Here is a 20,956-nt window from a genome sequence, read left to right as displayed (position 1 = left end):
TTGAACATATAATAGATTACCTGTAACCTCATCATCTGTCCTTGATATTATTGTCATTTCTTACACCGATGTTTTTCATACTTCGTTATTATGAGGTAATAAATCATGTCGCAGCATTCTATGCAAAAAATAGACCCCAGAAATAAACTTCTGAGGTCTTGTGTTTATCCTTTCCTTCTTTGAATCAGGTTGCCATTTGCATCGTAATAATAATGGACTACTTGCCCAGATGGCAGCGTGATCGTTTCCAAGCGGTTAGCGCCATCATAGGCGTAATCGGACATATTCGATGTGGTAGTGTATTCGATCTGTGCATCCCAGAACGTACTATCACAATCAATATTTTCACCAGCATTAACTACGAAATACAACGCCTGTCCTTGTGAAACAGGTGTCGTCATATTATAAGCGGTACCTTTGTCATCATTAGCAGCTAGCTTAGTTCCCCATAATTTCGTCTTACCTTTATAAATCATGGTCTCCACACCATTTCCGCAACTAATGTGACCTTTGACAGGATTTCCTGTCAGTCGGACTGTTCCTGATTTGGGAGCAACCCATTTGCGTACTGCCGCTGATGGATCGGGATGATACATATTAAAAGTAAGCGTAGAAAATTCACGAGCACCCTTCCACTCTTGCTTTTTCGCGTCAAAAGTCATATCTACGTAATCTAGGCCATTTAATTCTTGGTAATACCAGTTAGATTGCCCTTGAGCAGAACCAAAGTTTACTCTTGAAGAGTAAGACAGTGGCTGCTTCGGATCTAAATACGTGATCGTTGGGTTAAAAGTCGTCCCGTCGCAGGAATTTTCTCCATTTTGAGAAGTAACAAAACGTATCCGATCATCCGCACGCACGGACAAATCATGTTGAATGTTATAGCCTACTTTATCATCAAATAAGACAGGAGTTGTCCACACTACTTTATCGTTCTTATATATCTTCGCTATAACTCCATTACCACAAACCACATTATCTTTTACAAGTGGTCCGGTAATTCGGACTACACCTGAAGTAGGCGCTAACCACGTCCGGACAGAGTCTCTTGCTTCCGGATGCTGCCAATGATGTCCGATCATAGAGTACTCCGCATTCCCTCTCCATAGGGTTTCTGCCTTGATCCATGTCATTGGGTAGAACTTGTCCTTGTCCCGCTCTTCGTAATACCAGTTATTCTGACCTTGGATGGGACTGTAGCCTTCCGATGCTGTATACTTTATTGGTTGAGCATCATAGGTAATCGTTGGATTGAAAATTGTTCCGTCACAGGAGTTTTCCCCGTTTTGAGAAATAACAAACCGTAAGCGATCGTCAGTACGAACCGTTATATGCTGTTTAATTTGAAAGCCTACTTTATCATCGAAAACTATGGGAGTTGACCAAATAGCGTTATCATTTTTATAAATGGTAGCTATAACTCCATTGCCACAAGAAATATTTTCTTTGGCAAGCTTTCCTGTAATCTGCACAACCCCTGAAGTCGGCGCTGCCCATGTACGGACAGAATCTCTCGCCTCCGGATGCTGCCAATGATGTCCAATCATGGAGAACTCCGTACTCCCTCTCCATAGATTCTCTTTCTTTATCCATGTCATTGGGTAGAACTTATCTTTGTCCTGTTCCTCGTAATACCAGTTATTCTGACCTTGGATAGAGCTATATCCTTCCGATGCTGTATACTTCAATGGTTTCTCATCATATGTAATGGTTGGGTCCCAGAAAGTGCCGTCGCAGCTGTTTTCTTGCTGCTGATTCACGATAAAATAAAGGGCATCTCCCGTTGCTACGTTTGTCGTGTAGCTCGCAGATACCCCTACCTTATCATCATATCCGATCGCCGTTGACCAAATGAGCTTATTATTTTTACGAATGATTGCTTTCACACCATCACCGCATGTCGGATTACTCTTCGCTACTTGCCCACTAATATGGACAATGCCCGACTTGGGTGCAACCCATTTTCGAACAATGTCTACATGATCGGGATGATGGATATTAGCAGCGATAGTAGCATGCTTGTTTTTACCTTGCCATAATTTTTTGGAGTTATCCCATGCTAAATTCGTATACGTAGAACCATCCCATTCTTGGTAGTACCAATTATTATCGCCTTGAATGGTACTGTAATCTGTACTTGCACGGTATACGTTTTTCTCTGTGCTAGCGGCTGACCAAGTTACACGATATGTTAATGTAGTTACCGATATCACTGCTATGAATAGTACAACTGCAAACAGATATTTTTTTACTTGTTTAGTCATTATCTACTCCTTTTGTAGTTTTGTGAAATTAAATTATGTGAATCTTACATTTAAGAGATAGATTCCTTCAACACTGGATAGCCTCTACCTAAAAAAGAAATCCTGAAAAGGCTCAGCTAATCAGGATTTCTTTTTTAACTATATTTTTATTTCTTGTCTTATTAAAGAGTCAATTTTATCGGTCTTCATCGACCAGTAATCGTCTAATAGTTCCTCCATAGGTGTCGTTTTATTAAGTTCGAATACTTTGAGAAGCCCTGCTAATGAATCCTGAGCAAGTATTAAAAAATTCACTTGTTGAAAAACTATTTTTATTCCAATATTCGCTTCGACTATCCAATTAATATTGTTATTTCTCCAAGTTGCTACATCACTCAAAATAAATATATCCTCTAAGTTGTTACCCTCATACATTAATTTGTAATCAGGGCTTAATGTTGTTGCATGTTCAATTATTAACTTAGGATATTCATCACCATCAGATGCATTGGTAGGAGTATTTTTGATATTTATCGTCCTATCAGAGCTTTCAATAGCAAAGTTGAGTGCAAATTCTCCAACTTCGTCGATGTACAATTTCAACGATGAAGCACCCTTAATACCTCTCAGTATATCAATTTGCTCCTGAATTATATCGTTCTTTATAACGTGTTGCACTTTATCCTCCCCTTTTTTAGGGTATAAAATGAATTTTTTGCTGTTTGAAAGTCTTGCCCCCATTAATATCAACAGCAGGAGTACCATCAGAATGCGAAACTGATCTGTAAGTTATCGCTGTTCCATCATTCAAAATCCTGAGAACTTTACCATTTCCAATGTCTTTTTCAGTTTTAAACCCTTGAGTTTTTTCTTCAAAAAATTCCCTTGCAGCCTTATCTCCTCCTGTTAGATTTCTAACTTTAGTATTTCCACTTTGGCCGACTACTCCATAGTAACCATTTGTATTTGGAGTAAACCTAGGAATATTGCCCTTAGGCTTAATGGAACCACTCTTTAATCCCGCAGCTCCAAAACCAGTCATCGCATAAGAAGCTAATACATCAGCATACGCCAAATCAGAATAAGCATTCAACAACTGCTCTCTTGCCCACTCTGCATTAGCTAATGTATTCAACTTAGAATATGGACTTGTTTGAGTTAGCAATCCATACAGGTAATTATATTGGTTTGCATTACCTTGGTAATAACCTCCAACATGTTCGAAAAGCAACTGTTTATAAGGTAAATAGTCTCTATGGTTCTTAGAGTCTACATCACTCATCAATTGATTCATTAGGTACTTTACATCACCAAAATTACCACCTTCAAACCTCTTTCCATTGATGTATATATTTCCACTTGGGTCAATATACTTTAATGGGTTATTAGCAACATACGTATACAAGTTCTGGCTTATCGGACTTGCTAAGTCCCCTTCATACGTATCCTCACTAATAAACCGTCCCATGCTTGGGTCGTACCATCTTGCTCGAAGATACTGAAGCCCCGTCGTCTTATCCCAATACTCGCCTGAATATTTCAGGATATTCGGAACTGCCTCCTTCTCTTCTAATGGCAGCCCCCAGATGTCATACCGATATTCATTCAGCTTCTTACCCGCTTCATCAACAATGGCTACGACATCACCATGACCATTAAGCTGATAATATTGAATCTGACTTGTTGCAGCATCTTGACGGCCGATAAGCTCACCATTCAAATCGTATAGGTATACATATTTTATCTTGGCTTTGCCATCTGCACCGACAACTGCTTCTGCTAACAATAGTTTATTTGTATTGTAATAGTAACGGTTCCTGATGTTATTCTCTACACGCTCATACAACAGACCTTCTCCTGTGTATGAATACGTTACCGGATTATGATTACCTGTTACCTTGATTAATCTGTTTTTCTTGTCGTACTCATACTGCGCTTCATTTATCACTTGCTCTCTAGTACTGTCTAGCGTCTCACGGTTGTATCTTGCATCATATGAATATGCCTCGTTGAATTCACTAGATGTCTGAATCTGATTCAAACTCGTGTATGAAAAGTTTGTGATGTAGTTATTTTCATCTCGTTGCGTGATGTTTCCAACCAAATCGTAGGTGTATTGGAAGCTGTTTTGTGCAGCTCCATCCTTTGCATGCTTCAACTGCTTCAGCTTTGCATCTTCGTATTTATAACCCGTTACAAATGCATTGCCATACGTTTGTTCAGCCAGTTGTCCATTTTTCAAATAATTATATGAGATCTCCTTCGCTGGCTGATTGCCAACGCTCATAATGTTGAATTTCTCTAACTGGTTAACTTTGTTGAAAGTGCCTTCGACCTTGACATTCACACCTGGGGCAACAAATTCATAACCTGTCTTGTTATTCTTGTCATAGTTGTTTTTCAGCGTTACTCTATCTGGATATTGAATGCTTGTTAAGAAGCCAGATTGCGCCTGATACTCATATCTTGTCGTACCGCGATGGTCCTTCATCGTCAGCAGCTTGCCTTCTTTATCATAGCTGTACTCTACGATCTCTGATCCTACCTGATGATGAATAAGTTGGTTCATCTCATCGTAGATATTATTCGTTGACGTTTTGCTCCGGTCTTCATATTTTACCAAGTTACTGTTGCCATCATAGTAATACTTCTCGACTTGACCTGTTCCGTTAATCTTTTGAACGACACGGCCAACTTCATCGTATTTCTTCTCCATCTTCTGCTGGTTCGCATATGTGGTCTCCACCAGATTACCTAGTCGGTCATACAAATAACTCGTTGTTTGTTTCTCTGCATCGGTGACTGCGATCAACTGGCCACCTGCATTATATTTATACCCCGTATTGTTGCCATTTCCATCGATGGTGGATGTAACTCCGCCTGCAAGATTATACTCAGTACGTTGTACAGGTACATAGTTTTGTTTATTTTGCTGTACTTCAACAAGCGTTGTTCGACCAAGAATATCACTTGTCGATTTTGTACGATTTTGTTCCGCATCTGTCGTCGTAACCGTTAGCTTAGCATCGTCGTATTCGACAAAATTTGAATTGCCGTCATCATATTTCGTTTGAACAAGCCGTCCGAAGCTATCATAGTTGTAGGACATGCTATTTCCATTTGCATCTTTGACCGATTGCAATTGACTCGTACGCTCATCGTAAACATACTCAGCTTGTCCGAGTCCTTGCGTTTCACGTATTTTGCGACCAAGTGGATCAAACCACACTTCAGAAATGTTCCCACTTAAATTATGTTTCACCTGTATATGGTTACCTAGATCGTTGTATACATAACTAATATCACTAGAGTTGGGCAGAGAGACTAGCGTTGTACGACCTAACTTATCATAGGCGTACGATGTTATTTTTCCGTTACCATCTGTATATGATAATAGTCGTCCTGTTAACGAATCATAAGCTGCGCTCTCTTTTATAGTGGAGATACGTCCATCTGCGTCGGTAACATCTACTTCTTGTTGAGTTAAGAAGGCAGCTCTATGCTTAGAATCATAAAAATATCTATAAATAGATGACTTTCCTCGATCATTATGAGCGGTTACTTTCGTAATATTTCCAAATCCATCATGTTCATAAGTAATATGACTGAGCAGTTGACCGTTCTCTGCGTTTGCAAATGTTTTAGAATCAACAACAGACCCTTTATCATTTCGAACTAAGCGAGTAAAGCTTTGTTGGTTCGCATCCAACTTCGACGTAATCGTCTCTGGCAGCCCCCACTTTGCATCATACGTAGTCGTTGTGCTAGCACCTACGCTATTCGTTTCACTTGTTACGTTACCATTGAAATCATATTGGCGATTCACAGTTAATGATGGGCTTTCAACACCATTGCTAATCTTTTTAGTAACAATTTGCGCAGGATATGGATTAAGCGAATGTTCATTATACGATTGCAAAGTAATGAATTGAATTGCACCAGCTTGCAGTGTCGTATCTAATTGATAGAAATTCGTTTTTCCCGATCCAGTATTATAAGTTTTCTTGTAACTGATCGTTGTCGTATTAAGTCCATTAGAAACAATGGTTTTATAATTATTGTCATGCGCTCTAGCATATGGATCTGATTCGTATCGGAATGTCTGCTTATTGCTTTCAATAGTTTGTCCAGTCGTCGCATAGGTAGTTAAATCTTTTCTTTCTGTAACACGATATTGAATTTGCTTTGTTCCGGTACTTGGATTACGCTCAATTGGTGCGTAAGTAAATTCTGTCCTAGCTCCCGTAGGATGATGAATACCCTTAATAAGAGCAAAGTCATTACTTGTTTCGAGCGCACCTCCTTTTAGCGTAAATGTAGATTTTGCAAAATCATGGTTATAGTGCGTTGTTCTACCCTCTGTATCCGTAACAGACTGTAAATATTGCAAATCCGTGTTTGGAATCGTTGCCTTTTGGTAGATAACAGACTCTCTTCCATTTGAAGCAGTGATCTGATTCCCTGAATACGTTAAGGTCAGTTTATTATCTAATGGATCTGTTACTTCTGTTAGTCTATATTGATCATCGTATTTTCCATGCTTAAAATTAATAAAGTTGCCATTCGTATCTTCTTGGCGGATAAGATACCCATCATGAGCAAAGTAATAAGTCATGCCGCTCTTATATTTCAAGACATACCCTGCTTCAATACCGTTGATGACTCCACTATTACCTCTAGTAAACGTTACGTCACTCCATGGATAGTTCTCCAATCGATTATTGGAATCTACTGAATATGTAGAACCACCAGGTAGAGTAACATATGTTGTTTCATCTCCTGGCATGACATATGGAATATCCCATGTCCAACCTTTACCTAAAGCAACGCGTTGATCCGTCTTGCTATCTTTAGTAGCATTTTTAGAGCCTAACGACCCTAAAACTACTGGTTCTCTAATAAAATACACAAAGCCATTGCCGATGGGATAAAACTCAAGTAACATAATATGTCCTGAATTGCCGAGTTCTACGTGCGTGTTCCAAAATAATTTATCTGGAGGGAATTGCTTGTCAAGTTCTTTAGCTAGTTTCCCAAAATCATATCCCTCATATTGAAAGATTGGATATTCTGGAACAGTATAAAGGTCCTTCTTTATTACTTCATTATTATAGGTATGTTTAAATTGGAGAACATTAGTCTCGGTAATGTAATGTCCCATATCGTGATACTGTGGATAAATCCCTGGTATTAGCAAAGTTTGTTTTACTCGAAAAATAGGAACTACATCGCTTCTAACAATGTCTGCCCGTTCAACGGTCTTCTCATAATATTCAGCCGAATTACTGTTATAGGTTCTTGTCAATTGAAACGACAAACCATTTCGACCAGGAAGACCTATATCTGTACTCGTAATATTAAGCGAGCCATCCAATGTCGATACATCACTGTTTCCATCACCGACACTATAAGGTGCTTGATCGATTTTGACATGCTGATTTTTCAGGCCTAACTTGTCATAATCATCCTTAGAGCTCATTAACGATCTCCGTTGACGAGAATATACCGATTCCGTAACGGAATTGGGCTCCAATATATTTCCTGTAAACTTGGACATCATATCTGGCCACAAATAGGTTACATCCGTTACAGACGGCATTTGCAAACCATATGTCGTATCCGTCACCGTAGCTGGGACATATTTCTTCCCTACACCCGGAAATAGCTGTTCAAGCGTAGCTGGCAACGCCGTTACATCTGGATTTTTCGCCAGAGCATCATCAATATGCTTCAATGAATATCCTTCATTTAGACGAGAAAGAATATCGGAAGGAGATACTTTGTATTTCTTCGCAATGTAGTCAACCGTCAATAACGCCTTATTATCAGATGTCTGAGCTAAAATAGGCGCATTTGCAGACTTAGGCGCTGCCACTGCTTCTGCAACTTGCATAAACAATGGTGCTGCTAATTCCAAAAACATGATTAAAGCAAGTAAAGCGGATAACTTCCTCATTTTTTTCATTTGTTCACATTCCCCTGTTGTTTATATTAATGTAATGAAAAACCTCAATTAAGATATCGATAAATCATCGACATACACAGTACCTTGTCCATTGTTACTTGAACTGCTTAAGTGAACATGTATTCTTACTTTGTGCGTGTTGGCTGGTGGCTTGAAGCTCTCGGAAATAGATAGCCATTCACCGTTCTTTGCGTAAGATGCAACATTCCATGAACCGATGGCGTTATTGTTGCGATCATAGTAGTACATAATAAACTGTAAGTTGGCGTCTTTCATATTTTCCAACTTAAGAGAGCCCGTTAACTGATAGCTCGTTTGTGGAGGAACTAAAAAATCTTGCCATATGTTGATGCCATCCCCAGCCCTCGGCATGCTATTAGCTACCATCTTCTGAGCACGTTTACCACTTTTAACGATATTTCTACTTATTTCATGAGAACCCTTAATACCTTCTCCTACATAACGGAACCAACCATCCGCTGCTCCATCTGAACCGCTCGCCAATTCAAAGTTACCATTGAATAGAAGCTTTTGCTTGTCTCCCGGCTGAATCGACATAGCATCCACATATACCATTCCCTGCCCGTTTGCCTTCGTTGCGCTTACATGAATATGCAATCTCGCTTTTATCGCCTGAGCAGGTGGGGTAAATCGTGCGGATACTGTAAGCCAATCGTTATTGTTCACCAATTCTAATGGGCTTTCTGAGCCAATTTGCTTATTGTTCTTGTCATAGTAATAGAGAATGAATCCGAGTTTGGAATCTTTCATCTGTTCCAATCGAACCCTTCCATGCATGACATGAGGCTTCTGTTCACTAACAAAGAAATCCTGCCAAATGTTAATACCGTCGAGTACATTCATAATGTTATCGGCAGCTATTTTCTGCGCCCGCAAGCCCTCAGATGTGACCACTTGGCTAATTTCATGCTTTCCTTCAACTGCTCCTACATAACGACTCCAGCCATCCGCTGTTCCATCTGTCCGAGAAACGACTTCAAAATCGCCATTCGTAAGCAAGTTAATAGGCTTGTTCCTCTTTACGGAGAGCATATCTAAGTGGACGGTTCCTTTGCCCCCAGCTACAGTGGAACTTACATGCGCATGAATCCTTGCTCTCGTCGCATTAGCAGGCGTTACAAATTGCTTAGAGAACGTTACCCAATCTGTATTACTGTCATATCCGAGTACCATTTCCCCGCCAAACTGATTGTTATCCTTATCATAGTAATAAATAAGATATTCCAGCTTGGTGTTCTGAACATCTGCCATTCTCATTTTTCCAGACAGCGTGTATGTAGTGTTGCCAGTTACGGAAAAGTCCTGCCATACATTCATACCATCATTGGTACGCGGAATGGACGTAGCTTCCAGCTTCATTGAACGTGTGCCTTCAAGCAAACTCGTATCGACTTCGTGCTTTCCCTGAATATCCGCTCCCATGTAATAATTCCATGCCTTTAACGTGCCCTGCGAATTAACCAATTCAAATCCGCCATCTATCAGATGCTCATCGGTAAACTTACGATCTACGTTTCCATTCTGATCATACTGATATTTCGTTACTTGATTTTTGTGCTTGGCATATCGCAATTTACCGGCATCATCATAAAAATATTGTTTGGAAGTGGTCGCTGCTGCAAAGGCTTCCATACTTGTACAAGAAACAAACAGAACAACCGCTAGTAAAGATACGATGGTCTTATTTTTCATATCACTTTCCCCCTTTACTACATATTCAACTTGGATGAAACTAGATGGCATCAAAATTTACCGATACCTCATGGCTTCAAACGATTTACTGGCCTAGCAGCTGAATAGAATCATTACAGTTAGTGTGCTTACCTTCCAATTGTTAGATGCCTTACTCATCTTATAAATAAAGAAAATATATGTCTATATGAATATTTGTAAATTTATTTGATTTAAAAATTAAAATAGAATATATTCGAAAGACCTTGAAGGAATTGCCCCCAAGGTCTTTAATTCATAAATACCAATCAGTTTATACAATTCTATTGCAATGCCAAATTGCATATTTTCAATGAAAATACTAGCGATCTTCAACCTTCGTAACCGCGCCGCCAAAGTATTTTCCATCTACCCATACGTCGTTATAGTACACGCCTTTTTCCATATTGTGTTTTGAAAGTAATACGGTCGCTTTCCAGATTCCTGGCGCAACTTTCTTTCCCTCTACATACGGATGTGCTAAGTCATCCTGTCCATTCAAATCCGTCCATGTTGGAAATTGAACACTTTTCGCCGTTGGGCTTACTCCGTAGGCAATTACTTCATAGGATCCGCTGGAATAGCTTACTGCAGGGGGTGCTTTTACTTCAGGTTTGACTTTTGTCTCTCCTCCATATAGAGGCATTTGATTCCCATGCTTATCATGAGCGTATATATGTGTGATGTAAGTCCCCGTTTCGTAATTGTGATCACTGAATTTTATTTTTGCTTTCCAAGTACCATCTTCTATTTTTTGTGCTTCAACATGTTTGATGTCATCTTGTCCTTGCTGCGTTGTCCACACTGGCATAACTATTTTGGCTACGTCTTTGCCAACGCCTGTGACCACAACTTCATATTCCCCTGCTGAATACCCAATCTCTTGCGGGAGGCTAACTCTAACATTATCTTCAACCTTCGTAACGGCCCCACCAAAAAACTTTCCATCTACCCATACGTCGTTATAGTACACGCCTTTTTCCATATTGTGTTTTGAAAGTAATACGGTCGCTTTCCAGATCCCTGGCGCAACTTTCTCTCCCTCTACATACGGATGTACTAAGTCGTCCTGTCCGTTTAATTCCGTCCATGTTGGAAACTGGACACTTTTCGCCGTTGGGCTTACTCCATAGGCAATTACTTCATAGGAAACATCTGAGATGCTCACTTTTGAGGGAACTACTACGCTAGGTGTTTTGACTTTTTCGATTTTAACTATATTCCCGTTTTGATCATATTTATAAACAAACAATTGGTTAGATGATGGCAATTGAATATACTTTAATTTGGAATCTTCATATATATAATGACTTTTCTGCTGGGCATAGATAGACATACTCGATAATGCCATCGTGAAGACGAAAAGAAACACAATAAAAATGCTTTTTGAAACTTTGCTAGATCGATACAATAACATCCCTCAATTCTAAAACTTTTTTAGCAGCCTAATAAAGACCTCTATCTTTTCACCTCTACTACATGCCCTTGGAAAAATACATCGTCGATATAAATATGCGTCACATAACTTCCTGTCTCGTTACGATGATCACTGAGCTTCACTCTGCCTCTCCATACGCCATCACTGATTTTTTCGCCTTTGATCTCTTTTAAATCATCTTGATCTTGGAATGCGGTCCAAGTAGGGAATTGGACTTTTTTAGCCGCTCGATCAACACCATATACATAAAGGTCATACCATTGCTCATCCAGACGAACCGAATTCTTAAGCTTTACACTTTGCTCTGCAATTACTTCTGTAGAACTGATCATCTCCATATTTTCATATTGGTCTACCGCATACACATGCGTAATATACCGTCCCGCTTCATTGCTATGATTCCTAAAATTAACCGTATAGACCCAGTCGCCATTACTTTCGCGTATACCTCTCTCCCAGTAACTAGCCAGATCATCTTGACCATTGTGGAACGTCCATGTCGGGAAATACACCCTTTGAATATCTTTAGACAAGCCAGATATTCGAATCTGATACTGTCCTTCCTTCAGATCTATTTTTTGCGGTGCTTTAAGAGAGATATCACTACTAACCATAACGTCTACTCCACCAAGTTCCTTTTTGTCTCCATAAACATGCGTGGTGTACTTCCCCGTCTCGCTGTTGTGTTTCTTGTAAACAACCGTACCTTTCCAAACTCCTGGAGCAATCTTCTTACCTTGAATCCATTCAAGATCGTCTTGATCGTTATGAGTTGTCCATGTCGGGAACTCAACTTGCTTTACAGCCGGATCCACACCATATGCATAGACATCATGAGAAATGTTTTGCACTTTTGATTGTTCAGGCGCTTTTACACCAGCTATTGCTTCGTATTCTCTGCCGATAATAAACTTTGCATTTCCTTGCTGATCAAACGCATATACATGTGTGGCATAACGGCCAAGCTCATAATTATGGTCAGCGAATGGGATAACAGCTTCCCATTTATCAAGGTCTACTTTCTTCCCTTGTATATGCTTTATATCATCTTGTCCGTTAGCAATGGTCCACGTAGGAAACTCAACCTTCGAAACAGTAGGTGATACGCCAGAAACTTGGATTTTGATAAACTCATCACTCAGAGAAACAACAGGCTTATAATCTGCCTCCACCGTTTCCACTGCCTTAATTTCAACTTGTTTGACAGAAGCACCATTAATGAACACCGTAGATTCAAATAACTGAGCACCATCATGCCACTTTTCGAGTGGTATAACGGCTTTCCAAACACCGTTGCCAAGTTTCGTCGCCATCGTTTCAACATAGTCTGGCTTGGACTTATCTTTACGTGTATGTACTTTTACCTCATTAGTAGTCGTTGGATTGGCCTTGATGTATAAAGATATCGAAGCATTACTTGTTGAAAATACAAGTTTATCTGCCTGTACATATTGCTTAATCAAGTTCCCCTTGAGATCATATTGCTTAATAATCGTTTTGCCATTTTGAAATGTCGTATGGAGCTTCTGATCTCCATCATAGATATACACGGAGCCTTTACTGTTGTCCGTGTTCACCATGATAGAGTTCGTTGCATCTACTTGTACAGCTGGTGCAGCAGATACTTGATTGGTAGTGAAATTAAGTGCTGCTGCCTCAAGAAACAGTACGATACAAACTGTGAACAAAACCACTACTATATTGCGTTTACTTATAATTGAACTGAACGTTGTCAACTGTTACCGCTCCCCCACCATCGTTATTCGTGCTTCGTATAAGTACATAGACATGAGCATATGCTGCATTGGCCGGAATGTCTCCAGAATTACTGATCTGAATCGACTGATTTCCTGTTGACTGGTTATGTTCTTTTATATTGGCTTGGATATGTCTCCAATTTTTATCAAACAAATCAACGTATAATTGGACTTTAGCGTTTTTTAGCTCATGTACCCGCATGGTAGTTGATACATCATATTTTCGATGTGGTGTGACTAATAGCCTCTGGTAAATACCTACCGTTCCATGCGTTTCAATACCGCTGCCTTTCATAAATTGCGAAATACCACCTGTATCCGTCTTCACAAGCTGTAACTGATATTTACTTACAGTCCATAGGTAAGGACTCCATAATGCAGCCGTATTATCGTTCATATGGTAAACATTGAAGTCACCATTCACACTTGTCGTGCTATCATCATAAATAAAGGCGAGATTATCTACTTGAATCGTCCCCGAACTATTATTTTGCTCCCCTCGGATTAACGCATATATTCTAGCAGAAACTGCTTGCGCTGGAACCACTCCATGATTGACAAACTCTATACTCTCACCAATCGTCACCGAATGATAAGGCGTGACGTTAGCGCCTATGTACCCACCGTTACGATCCAAAAAGTCAACATACAACTGTGTATATGCGCCATTCAACTCTACGTTCTTAAAAGTACCTGACACTTTAAATGGTTTGTTCGGTTCTACTTCGATTAATTGGGTAATTCCTGAAATAGCAGCCCCACTACTAATCTGTCTTGATATGATTTCTTGCACATAGTTACCTTTATCGTTTAGTCTATTATACGTTGAGTTCTGATGCTCTCCCCCATGCTTGATCCATCCCTCTGCAACATGCTGTTCATTACTAATTTGCAAATGTCCGTTGTAAATGAGGTTTGGATCAACCCCGTACCCGAAGCTAGCGCTAGATACTTGAATGCTTCCTGTCCCATTGTCCGTATTACTTCTAACTAGCAGATAAGCCGTAGCTTTCGCAGCATCATTTGGCACTACTCCAGATACGCGATACGTTGTCATCATGGAAGTCCCATTGTCTTCGTGTATATCTTTTACGTTTGCAGCAACCCACTGGCCCTGTTTATTATAAAAATCCACATACAATTGTACGTGTGCCCCTGCTAGTTTCTGTATATCTAATGAAGCATAGTAAACGTAGTGCTGTTTCGGCTGCACAGAAATGGATTGACCTACACCACAGTAGTAGTTCACTTTCATCTCAGAACATTGGATCGTAAGTCCCTTGTCTTCCCCTTGTGTAAACGGCTGAATCTCTATTGCAGTGGCACCCCAATGATGTGGAGTCCATCCTTTTGAGCTCTTTAAATACTGCTCAAAGTTCCCGTCTATTAAACGATTGTTAGTCGGCACTACTGCATTTTGTTTTACTATTTGATTGACTAGACTTCCATTATCGTTGCGCTTGTACTCTACTTTTGTGTTGGACTGGTAATTATACTGGTAATCCAACTGCCCATCTGCGTTGTACACATACTCCGTAAGAGCACTTACGCTTGTAGTAGAAGTGAATAAACAGATACAAGCCATTAAGATACAACATATTCGTTTCATGTAACCACCCTTTTAAGTTTCTGAAATTTATTTTTTAGTTAGGGATTAAGCTAACTGCAGTCATACACTCACTTTCCAGCTCTTAAATACCTTAATCATCTTATAAATTAATTTAATATATGTCTATATGAGCATTATTTTTTAAATTCTGAAATACTATTAATGACTAACGAATAAAGAATCGTTATCTAACTGTTTAAAAGAGTAAAAAGACCTTGAGGTCTAATACCTCAAGGCCAAACTTCGTATAAAGATCACTCTCCGTAATCAAAAGCTTTTTCACAAACAAAACCAAGCTTTATTAACTTTCTAGCCAATGCTGACAGGAAATCTTCATTCCCCTCATGTTCAGGATCATGAAATACCAGATTGTATTGTGTATTATTCTTTGTATAGTCACAAATCTGGAGAGACTGTAATAAGTTTGCAAGATGCCTTCCAGGTGTTCCGTATAATACCAATCTAAAATCTAAATCCGCCTCATAGGGCTCCTCTGAATCTTTAATAAGTTGAGGTAATTGGTCGTTTAGCTCTCCTACAGCTGAACTATTTTTTAATTTATCATACTGTTTTATATTTACATTTGCATATGAGTCTAAACACGTATCCTCTTCCACATTTAATTCACTAGAGAATATGATTTTTAGTAAATCTGCCACGAATTCATTCGCATACTTAAAAATTTCGTCCACCATTTCATCTGTCATACTATATTCACCAATAACATAAAGCAAATTGCTTCTTATATCTATTTTGTTGTTAATGAAATGCTCAACAAATAATGAGATATTCAAAGTCATATCATCTAGTATAAAATTTAATTTAAGAGCCTTGCAATTATCGTCTTCAACTCTTTCTTCGACAATTTTTACATGATTTGAAATTGAAGACCCTATTACTTCCGAAAAATTTATATCTATTAATTTCATGTTAGGCACCTTATTCCAATGGAATTTTCTTTTTTGGTAATTCAATGTATCTCTACGCTAGCTTTATCAATCTTTAAAATAATTCTTTTTCATTTTACTTTCATGAATGGGAAATGCATTTACAATATTATCATAGCTATCATAATACGCTTTAATATGCATTCCATTTTTAGCTTTAAGAATACGCTCAGTACCATTCCTTTCAAGTACAGTTGCACTATTAATCACGTCTACTACTTGTTGAGGCGATAAGCCTGGACTAAAGAAAGTACTGTAACCCTGTTTTTTAGTTCCTCCAATTGAGACTTCTGCTTCAAAACTTCCCCACTTATCAAACCCTTTTCTAACCTTCAGTACTTTATTCCCATTTTCTATAGCATCTTTTGAGAACAAATAATGCCATCCTTTATTACTATGCCCCTTAAAAATATGTTCAACTGCCCATCGTGTAAGCTTCCCTTTATTCTTTACACTATGGATGCCCATATTAACTGTAAATTCTGCGACACTCGAAGTAGCTCGGGATACTTTATTGGTGTTCTTTGCACCTTTTACCCCTCTCGCAGTCGCTCCAGCACCTGTCACAAATGGGAAGAAAGCAGCTCCTGTATCCAGAGCAAGATACCCCGCATTTTCCCAACTAGGATCTGTAAAGAGCTGATACAAATCATAACCAATAAATCCAATATCCGCTACAGTATCAGCGACATTACCACTTGGATCAATATACTTCAAAGGATTATTCATTACATACGTATAAAGGTTCAAACTACTAGGATTAATTAGTTCTCCTTCATACGTATCCTCACTAATAAACCGTCCCATACTTGGGTCGTACCATCTTGCTCGAAGATACTGAAGCCCTGTCGTCTTATCCCAATACTCGCCAGAGTATTTCAGGATATTTGGAACTGTTTCCTTCTCTTCTAGTGGCAATCCCCAAATGTCATAGCGATATTCATTCAGCTTCTTACCCGCTTCATCGACAATGGCTATAACATCACCATGGCCATTTAGCTGGTAATATTGCAATTGACTTGTTGCAGCATCTTGGCGACCGATAAGCTTGCCATTTAGATCATACAGATACACATACTTAATTTTAGCTTTTCCATCTGCACCAACAACTGCTTCTGCTAGTAACAACTTGTTAGCATCGTAATAGTAACGATTCTTAACGTTATTTTCTACACGCTCATACAGCAATCCTTCTCCCGTGTAAGAGTATGTTACTGGATTATGATCTCCTGTTACTTTCGTCAATCGATTCTTCTTATCGTATTCATACTGAGCTGACTTTATCGACGGTGCTCTAGTACTGTCTAATGTCTGTCTATTGTATCTTTCATCGTATGAATACGTCTCATCGAACTCACTCGATGTCTGAATCTGATTCAACGATGTGTAAGTAAAGTTGGTCGTGTAACTATTTTCATTGCGCTGCGTAATGTTCCCAACCAAGTCATAGCCGTATTGGAAAGTGTTCTGTGCTGTTCCATCTTTCGCATGGTTCAGCTTCTTCAGTTTCATATCTTCGTATTGATAATCTGTTACAAAAGCATTGCCATACGTCTGCTTCGCTAGTTGTCCATTTGCCAAGTGATCATACGAAATCGTCTTCGCTGGTTGATTGCCACCACTCATAATGTTCAATTGCTTTAATTGGTTAACATTATTGTAGGTACCATCTACCTTTACATTAACGCCCGGAGCTGCGAACTCATACCCCGTCTTCTTGTTCAGATCATAGTTATTTGTCAGCTTCACGCCATCTGGATATTGAATGCTTGTCAAGAAACCAGAACGCGCCTGATACTCATAGCTCGTCGTTCCTCGATGATCCGTCATCGCGACCGGTCTGCCTTCAGTATCATAGCTGTATTTAAGCGTTTCATTACCAACCGTATTTTGAACCAGTTGGTTCATAACATTATAGTGATTGTCCGTTACCGTTCCACTATGATCAACATATTTCTCTAAATTGCTATTCGCATCGTAGTAATACTTCTGAACTTGTTCTGTACCGTTAATTTTCTTAATAACGCGACCAAGTTCGTCATATTCTTTCTTCATTTTCTGTTGATTCGCATACGTTGTCTCAAGCAAATTGCCCAAGCGATCATAGTGATAGCTTGTTGTCTGTTTCTGAGCATCCGTAACCGCAGTCAGTTGGCCTCCAGCATTATACTGGTACTCGGTACGATTGCCATTCGCATCTGTTGCAGAGGTAACTCCACCTGCTAGATTATACTCCGTACGCTGAACAGGTACATAGTTCTGTTTATTGTGCAGAGCCTCTACTAGAATCGTTCTACCTAATACATCACTAGTCGTTTTTGTGAGATTCTGCTCTGCATCGATTGCTGTTACTGTCAGCTTTGCATCATCGTATTCAACGCGATCCGATGTACCATTTGCATAGGTAGTTTGAAGCGGACGTCCAAATCCATCATACGCATACGTGGTACGATTACCATACGCATCTTCTGTCCATTGCAGCTGACTTGTACGCTCATCGTAGCCGTATTTCACTTGCCCTAAGCCCTGCGTCTCTTTCACCTTACGTCCAAGTGAATCGAACCATACTTCGGAGATTTCACCGAGTGTGTTCTTCACTTGGATATGATTTTGAGCATCATTATATACATAGCTAATCTGGCTATTGTTCGGCATCGTCACTAAAGTCGTGCGTCCCAAGACATCATACGCATACGATGTTGTCTGCTGTTTACCATCTGTGTAAGAAAGCAAACGTCCCGTTGCTGGATCATACTTCGCTTTTTCCACAATCGTAGAGACTTGCCCATCTACATTCGTAACATCTACTTCTTGCTGCGTTAGGAAACCATGCTGATACTCAGCGCCATACTGGTATCTAAATACGGTCGATTTCCCTTTATCGTTATGAGCAGTTACTTTCGTAACGTTTCCAAATTCATCGTACTCATAATTAATGTGACTTAGAAGCTGACCATCCTCTGTGTTTGCATAGGTTTTAGAATCAGTTACCGAGCCTTTATCATTACGAACTAAGCGAGTAATGGTTTGTTGATTGGCATCTAGCTTCGTCGTAATTGTTTCCGGTAGACCGCGCTTCTTATCAAAGGTAGTCGTCGTACTAGCACCTAAACTATTCGTTTCACTCGTGATGTTACCGTCCATATTATAACTTCGATTAATCGTGAGAGATGGACTCTCTACACCGCCACTTCGCTTCCTAGTAATAATCTGCCACGGATATGGATTAAGAGATCCCTCATAGAAAAACTGCGATATAATATGTTGAGCAGCACCAGTGTCCTGGATGGTTTCAATATTATAGAATTTATCCTGCCCATAAGAACTATATGCCTTCTTGTAGGTGTCCGTTGTTGATGCGATACCATTGGATATAATCGCCCTGTACTGAGAATTATTGTCCGTCTTAAAATAATCATACTCATATTTTATGGTGTTCTTGTTACTTTCCTGAGTGCTGCCGTCCACATACTCAACTACGTCTTTCCGCTCATTCACTCGATACTGAGTCTGTTCATGGGCACGTTCGACCGAATCATAACTAATTAATGTCTTTGCACCTGTCGGATGGAAGATACCATTGATTAGTGCATAATCATTGCGCACCTTATCATCCATACCTGACGTCATATCGAAAGTAGACGGGGCAAATTGATGAGAATAATAAGTTGTTCTCCCTGCTGTATCGGTAACCGAATGTAAATACGATACATTTACATTGTGCTGTTCATCGTAAACGTAAGCTTTCTGATAAGTAACTTGTTCCTTACCATTAGAAACTACAATTTTGTTGCCTTCATATGTAAAAGTCAATTTATTTCCAATGGGGTCTCTTACTTCTGTAAGATACGGTGCTTCTTTATAATTTCTTCTATAGGTAAAATAAAGAGAGTTACCATACGCATCTGTTTGTTTATGTAAGGTACCGTCTCTATCGAACGTATAGGTCATTCCGTTTTTATAAGTTAGTTTATAAGGAACAATACCATTATCATAGTCCCAAAATCCATAACCTTCGAAGGTTAAATCATCCCATGGATAGCCTTCTAATTTTTTGTCATTTACAATTTTATATACGGCTCCCCCAGGAAGTGAAATGTACTTGTTTTCACCCTCAATCTGGATATAAGGGATATCCCATTTCCATCCCTTTCCTAGTTTGATTTGATCATCCATCTTTTTTGGAGTAACGATAGTTTCCCATCCAAAATGATTAACAACATCAAACTGAACAGGAGCATGTTTTCCCGTGTAATACATTTCGAAATAATAAGTCGAATTATCCGGACCAGGTAATTTACCGGTATGGGCCAATTTGCTAGTATCCGAGTATTTTTCCTTCATTATTCTCTCTAAATCATCATCTCTACCAAACAGATCAAATGAATAATCAACAGGAATGTCTAACACATGCCTACCATCAAACCTAACTTCAGTACTCGTTGTCTCAAAGGGCGCTAACTCTAGCTTTATTGGGTTATTCCCATGTATGATGCGTGTTACTTTAACTTTTAGCATCGGGACAAATGTAAATCTCATAATCGGAGTAGATCTTACATCCTTATTGAAATACTCTGCTTCATTACTGTTATACATCCTTGTCAAGTTAAAGGACAAGCCATTGCGTCCAGGAATTCCAATATCGGTCTCACGCAGACTTAATGATCCATCTTGAGTAGAAATATTTTCTACGCCTGTACTTACACTATAAGGTGCTTGATCAAGCTTTACGTGTTGATTAATAAGCGCTAGCTTATCATAATCAGAATTTACTGATCTTTTTCTTCTCGAAAGAGAGTACACCGATTCTGTAACCGTTAAGTCTCCATAAGTAGCACCTGTTACATCTCCTAGATTAGGAAATGGCAGATTGAAACCCGGTATCTGCAAGCCATATGTCGCATCCGTCACCGCAGGAGGTTCATATTTCTTCCCTACACCCGGATACATCTCCTCAAGCGTAGCTTCCAACGCTGTGATCTCTGGATTTTTCGCTAAAGCATCATGAACATGCTTTAAGGAATATCCTTCATTCAATCGCAAAAGAATATCCGAAGGAGATACATTGTATTTCTTCGCGATATAGTCAATCGTCAGCAATGCCTTATTATCAGCAGTTTGAGTTGAAACTGACTTAGGCGCTGCCACTGCTTCTGCAACTTGCATAAACAATGGTGCTGCTAATTCCAAAAACATGATTAAAGCAAGTAAAGCGGATAACTTCCTCATTTTTTTCATTTGTTCACATTCCCCTGTTGTTTATTTT

At 39.3% G+C, this 20,956-nt stretch carries 9 protein-coding genes; all 9 read right to left on the bottom strand.

The window, feature by feature from the left end; translation table 11 throughout:
• Positions 1-164: 164 nt before the first annotated feature.
• The 9 genes from FPZ44_RS03405 to FPZ44_RS03365 all read right to left on the bottom strand — a co-directional run bounded on the left by FPZ44_RS03405 (position 165) and on the right by FPZ44_RS03365 (position 20,928).
• On the bottom strand, positions 165-2,264 hold the full coding sequence (locus FPZ44_RS03405) for an RHS repeat protein (protein ID WP_144987402.1): 2,100 nt from the start codon (positions 2,262-2,264) through the stop codon (positions 165-167).
• 138 nt (positions 2,265-2,402) lie between these two features.
• Entirely contained in the window at positions 2,403-2,921 is a 519-nt protein-coding gene (locus tag FPZ44_RS03400) for a hypothetical protein (protein WP_144987400.1), read from the bottom strand.
• A 16-nt stretch (positions 2,922-2,937) separates the two neighbouring features.
• The gene (locus tag FPZ44_RS03395; RefSeq protein WP_144987397.1) at positions 2,938-8,208 is read right to left on the bottom strand and encodes an RHS repeat-associated core domain-containing protein; all 5,271 of its coding nucleotides are present in this window, start codon (positions 8,206-8,208) and stop codon (positions 2,938-2,940) included.
• 48 nt (positions 8,209-8,256) lie between these two features.
• Positions 8,257-9,921, bottom strand: a complete 1,665-nt coding sequence (locus FPZ44_RS03390; protein WP_186785900.1) for a carbohydrate binding domain-containing protein — start codon at positions 9,919-9,921, stop codon at positions 8,257-8,259.
• Positions 9,922-10,261: 340 nt separating this feature from the next.
• Positions 10,262-11,350: a GBS Bsp-like repeat-containing protein gene (locus FPZ44_RS03385; RefSeq protein ID WP_186785899.1), complete on the bottom strand. Its 1,089-nt coding sequence runs from the start codon at positions 11,348-11,350 to the stop codon at positions 10,262-10,264.
• 47 nt (positions 11,351-11,397) lie between these two features.
• Positions 11,398-13,113 (bottom strand): GBS Bsp-like repeat-containing protein, encoded by a 1,716-nt coding sequence (locus FPZ44_RS03380; RefSeq protein WP_144987391.1) that lies wholly within the window; start codon positions 13,111-13,113, stop codon positions 11,398-11,400.
• Positions 13,085-14,743, bottom strand: a complete 1,659-nt coding sequence (locus tag FPZ44_RS03375) for a hypothetical protein (protein WP_144987389.1) — start codon at positions 14,741-14,743, stop codon at positions 13,085-13,087. Before FPZ44_RS03375 ends, FPZ44_RS03380 begins: the two co-directional genes overlap by 29 nt.
• Before the next feature lie 254 nt (positions 14,744-14,997).
• Positions 14,998-15,672, bottom strand: a complete 675-nt coding sequence (locus FPZ44_RS03370) for a hypothetical protein (RefSeq protein ID WP_144987387.1) — start codon at positions 15,670-15,672, stop codon at positions 14,998-15,000.
• Positions 15,673-15,738: 66 nt separating this feature from the next.
• Positions 15,739-20,928, bottom strand: a complete 5,190-nt coding sequence (locus tag FPZ44_RS03365) for an RHS repeat-associated core domain-containing protein (RefSeq protein WP_144987385.1) — start codon at positions 20,926-20,928, stop codon at positions 15,739-15,741.
• Between the last annotated feature and the right edge of the window lie 28 nt (positions 20,929-20,956).

Source organism: Paenibacillus agilis, assembly GCF_007786455.1.
In the GTDB taxonomy this organism is placed as follows: Bacteria; Bacillota; Bacilli; order Paenibacillales; family Paenibacillaceae; genus Paenibacillus_B; species Paenibacillus_B agilis.
Note: the sequence above shows the minus strand (reverse complement) of the source record. Positions and strands in the feature narration are given on the sequence as shown.

Excerpts from the sequence above, each read along its gene's own strand:
- FPZ44_RS03395 (WP_144987397.1), bottom strand. The coding sequence starts at position 8,208 with ATGAAAAAAATGAGGAAGTTATCCGCTTTACTTGCTTTAATCATGTTT.
- FPZ44_RS03370 (WP_144987387.1), bottom strand. The coding sequence starts at position 15,672 with ATGAAATTAATAGATATAAATTTTTCGGAAGTAATAGGGTCTTCAATT.
- FPZ44_RS03375 (WP_144987389.1), bottom strand. The coding sequence starts at position 14,743 with ATGAAACGAATATGTTGTATCTTAATGGCTTGTATCTGTTTATTCACT.
- FPZ44_RS03390 (WP_186785900.1), bottom strand. The coding sequence starts at position 9,921 with ATGAAAAATAAGACCATCGTATCTTTACTAGCGGTTGTTCTGTTTGTT.
- FPZ44_RS03405 (WP_144987402.1), bottom strand. The coding sequence starts at position 2,264 with ATGACTAAACAAGTAAAAAAATATCTGTTTGCAGTTGTACTATTCATA.
- FPZ44_RS03365 (WP_144987385.1), bottom strand. The coding sequence starts at position 20,928 with ATGAAAAAAATGAGGAAGTTATCCGCTTTACTTGCTTTAATCATGTTT.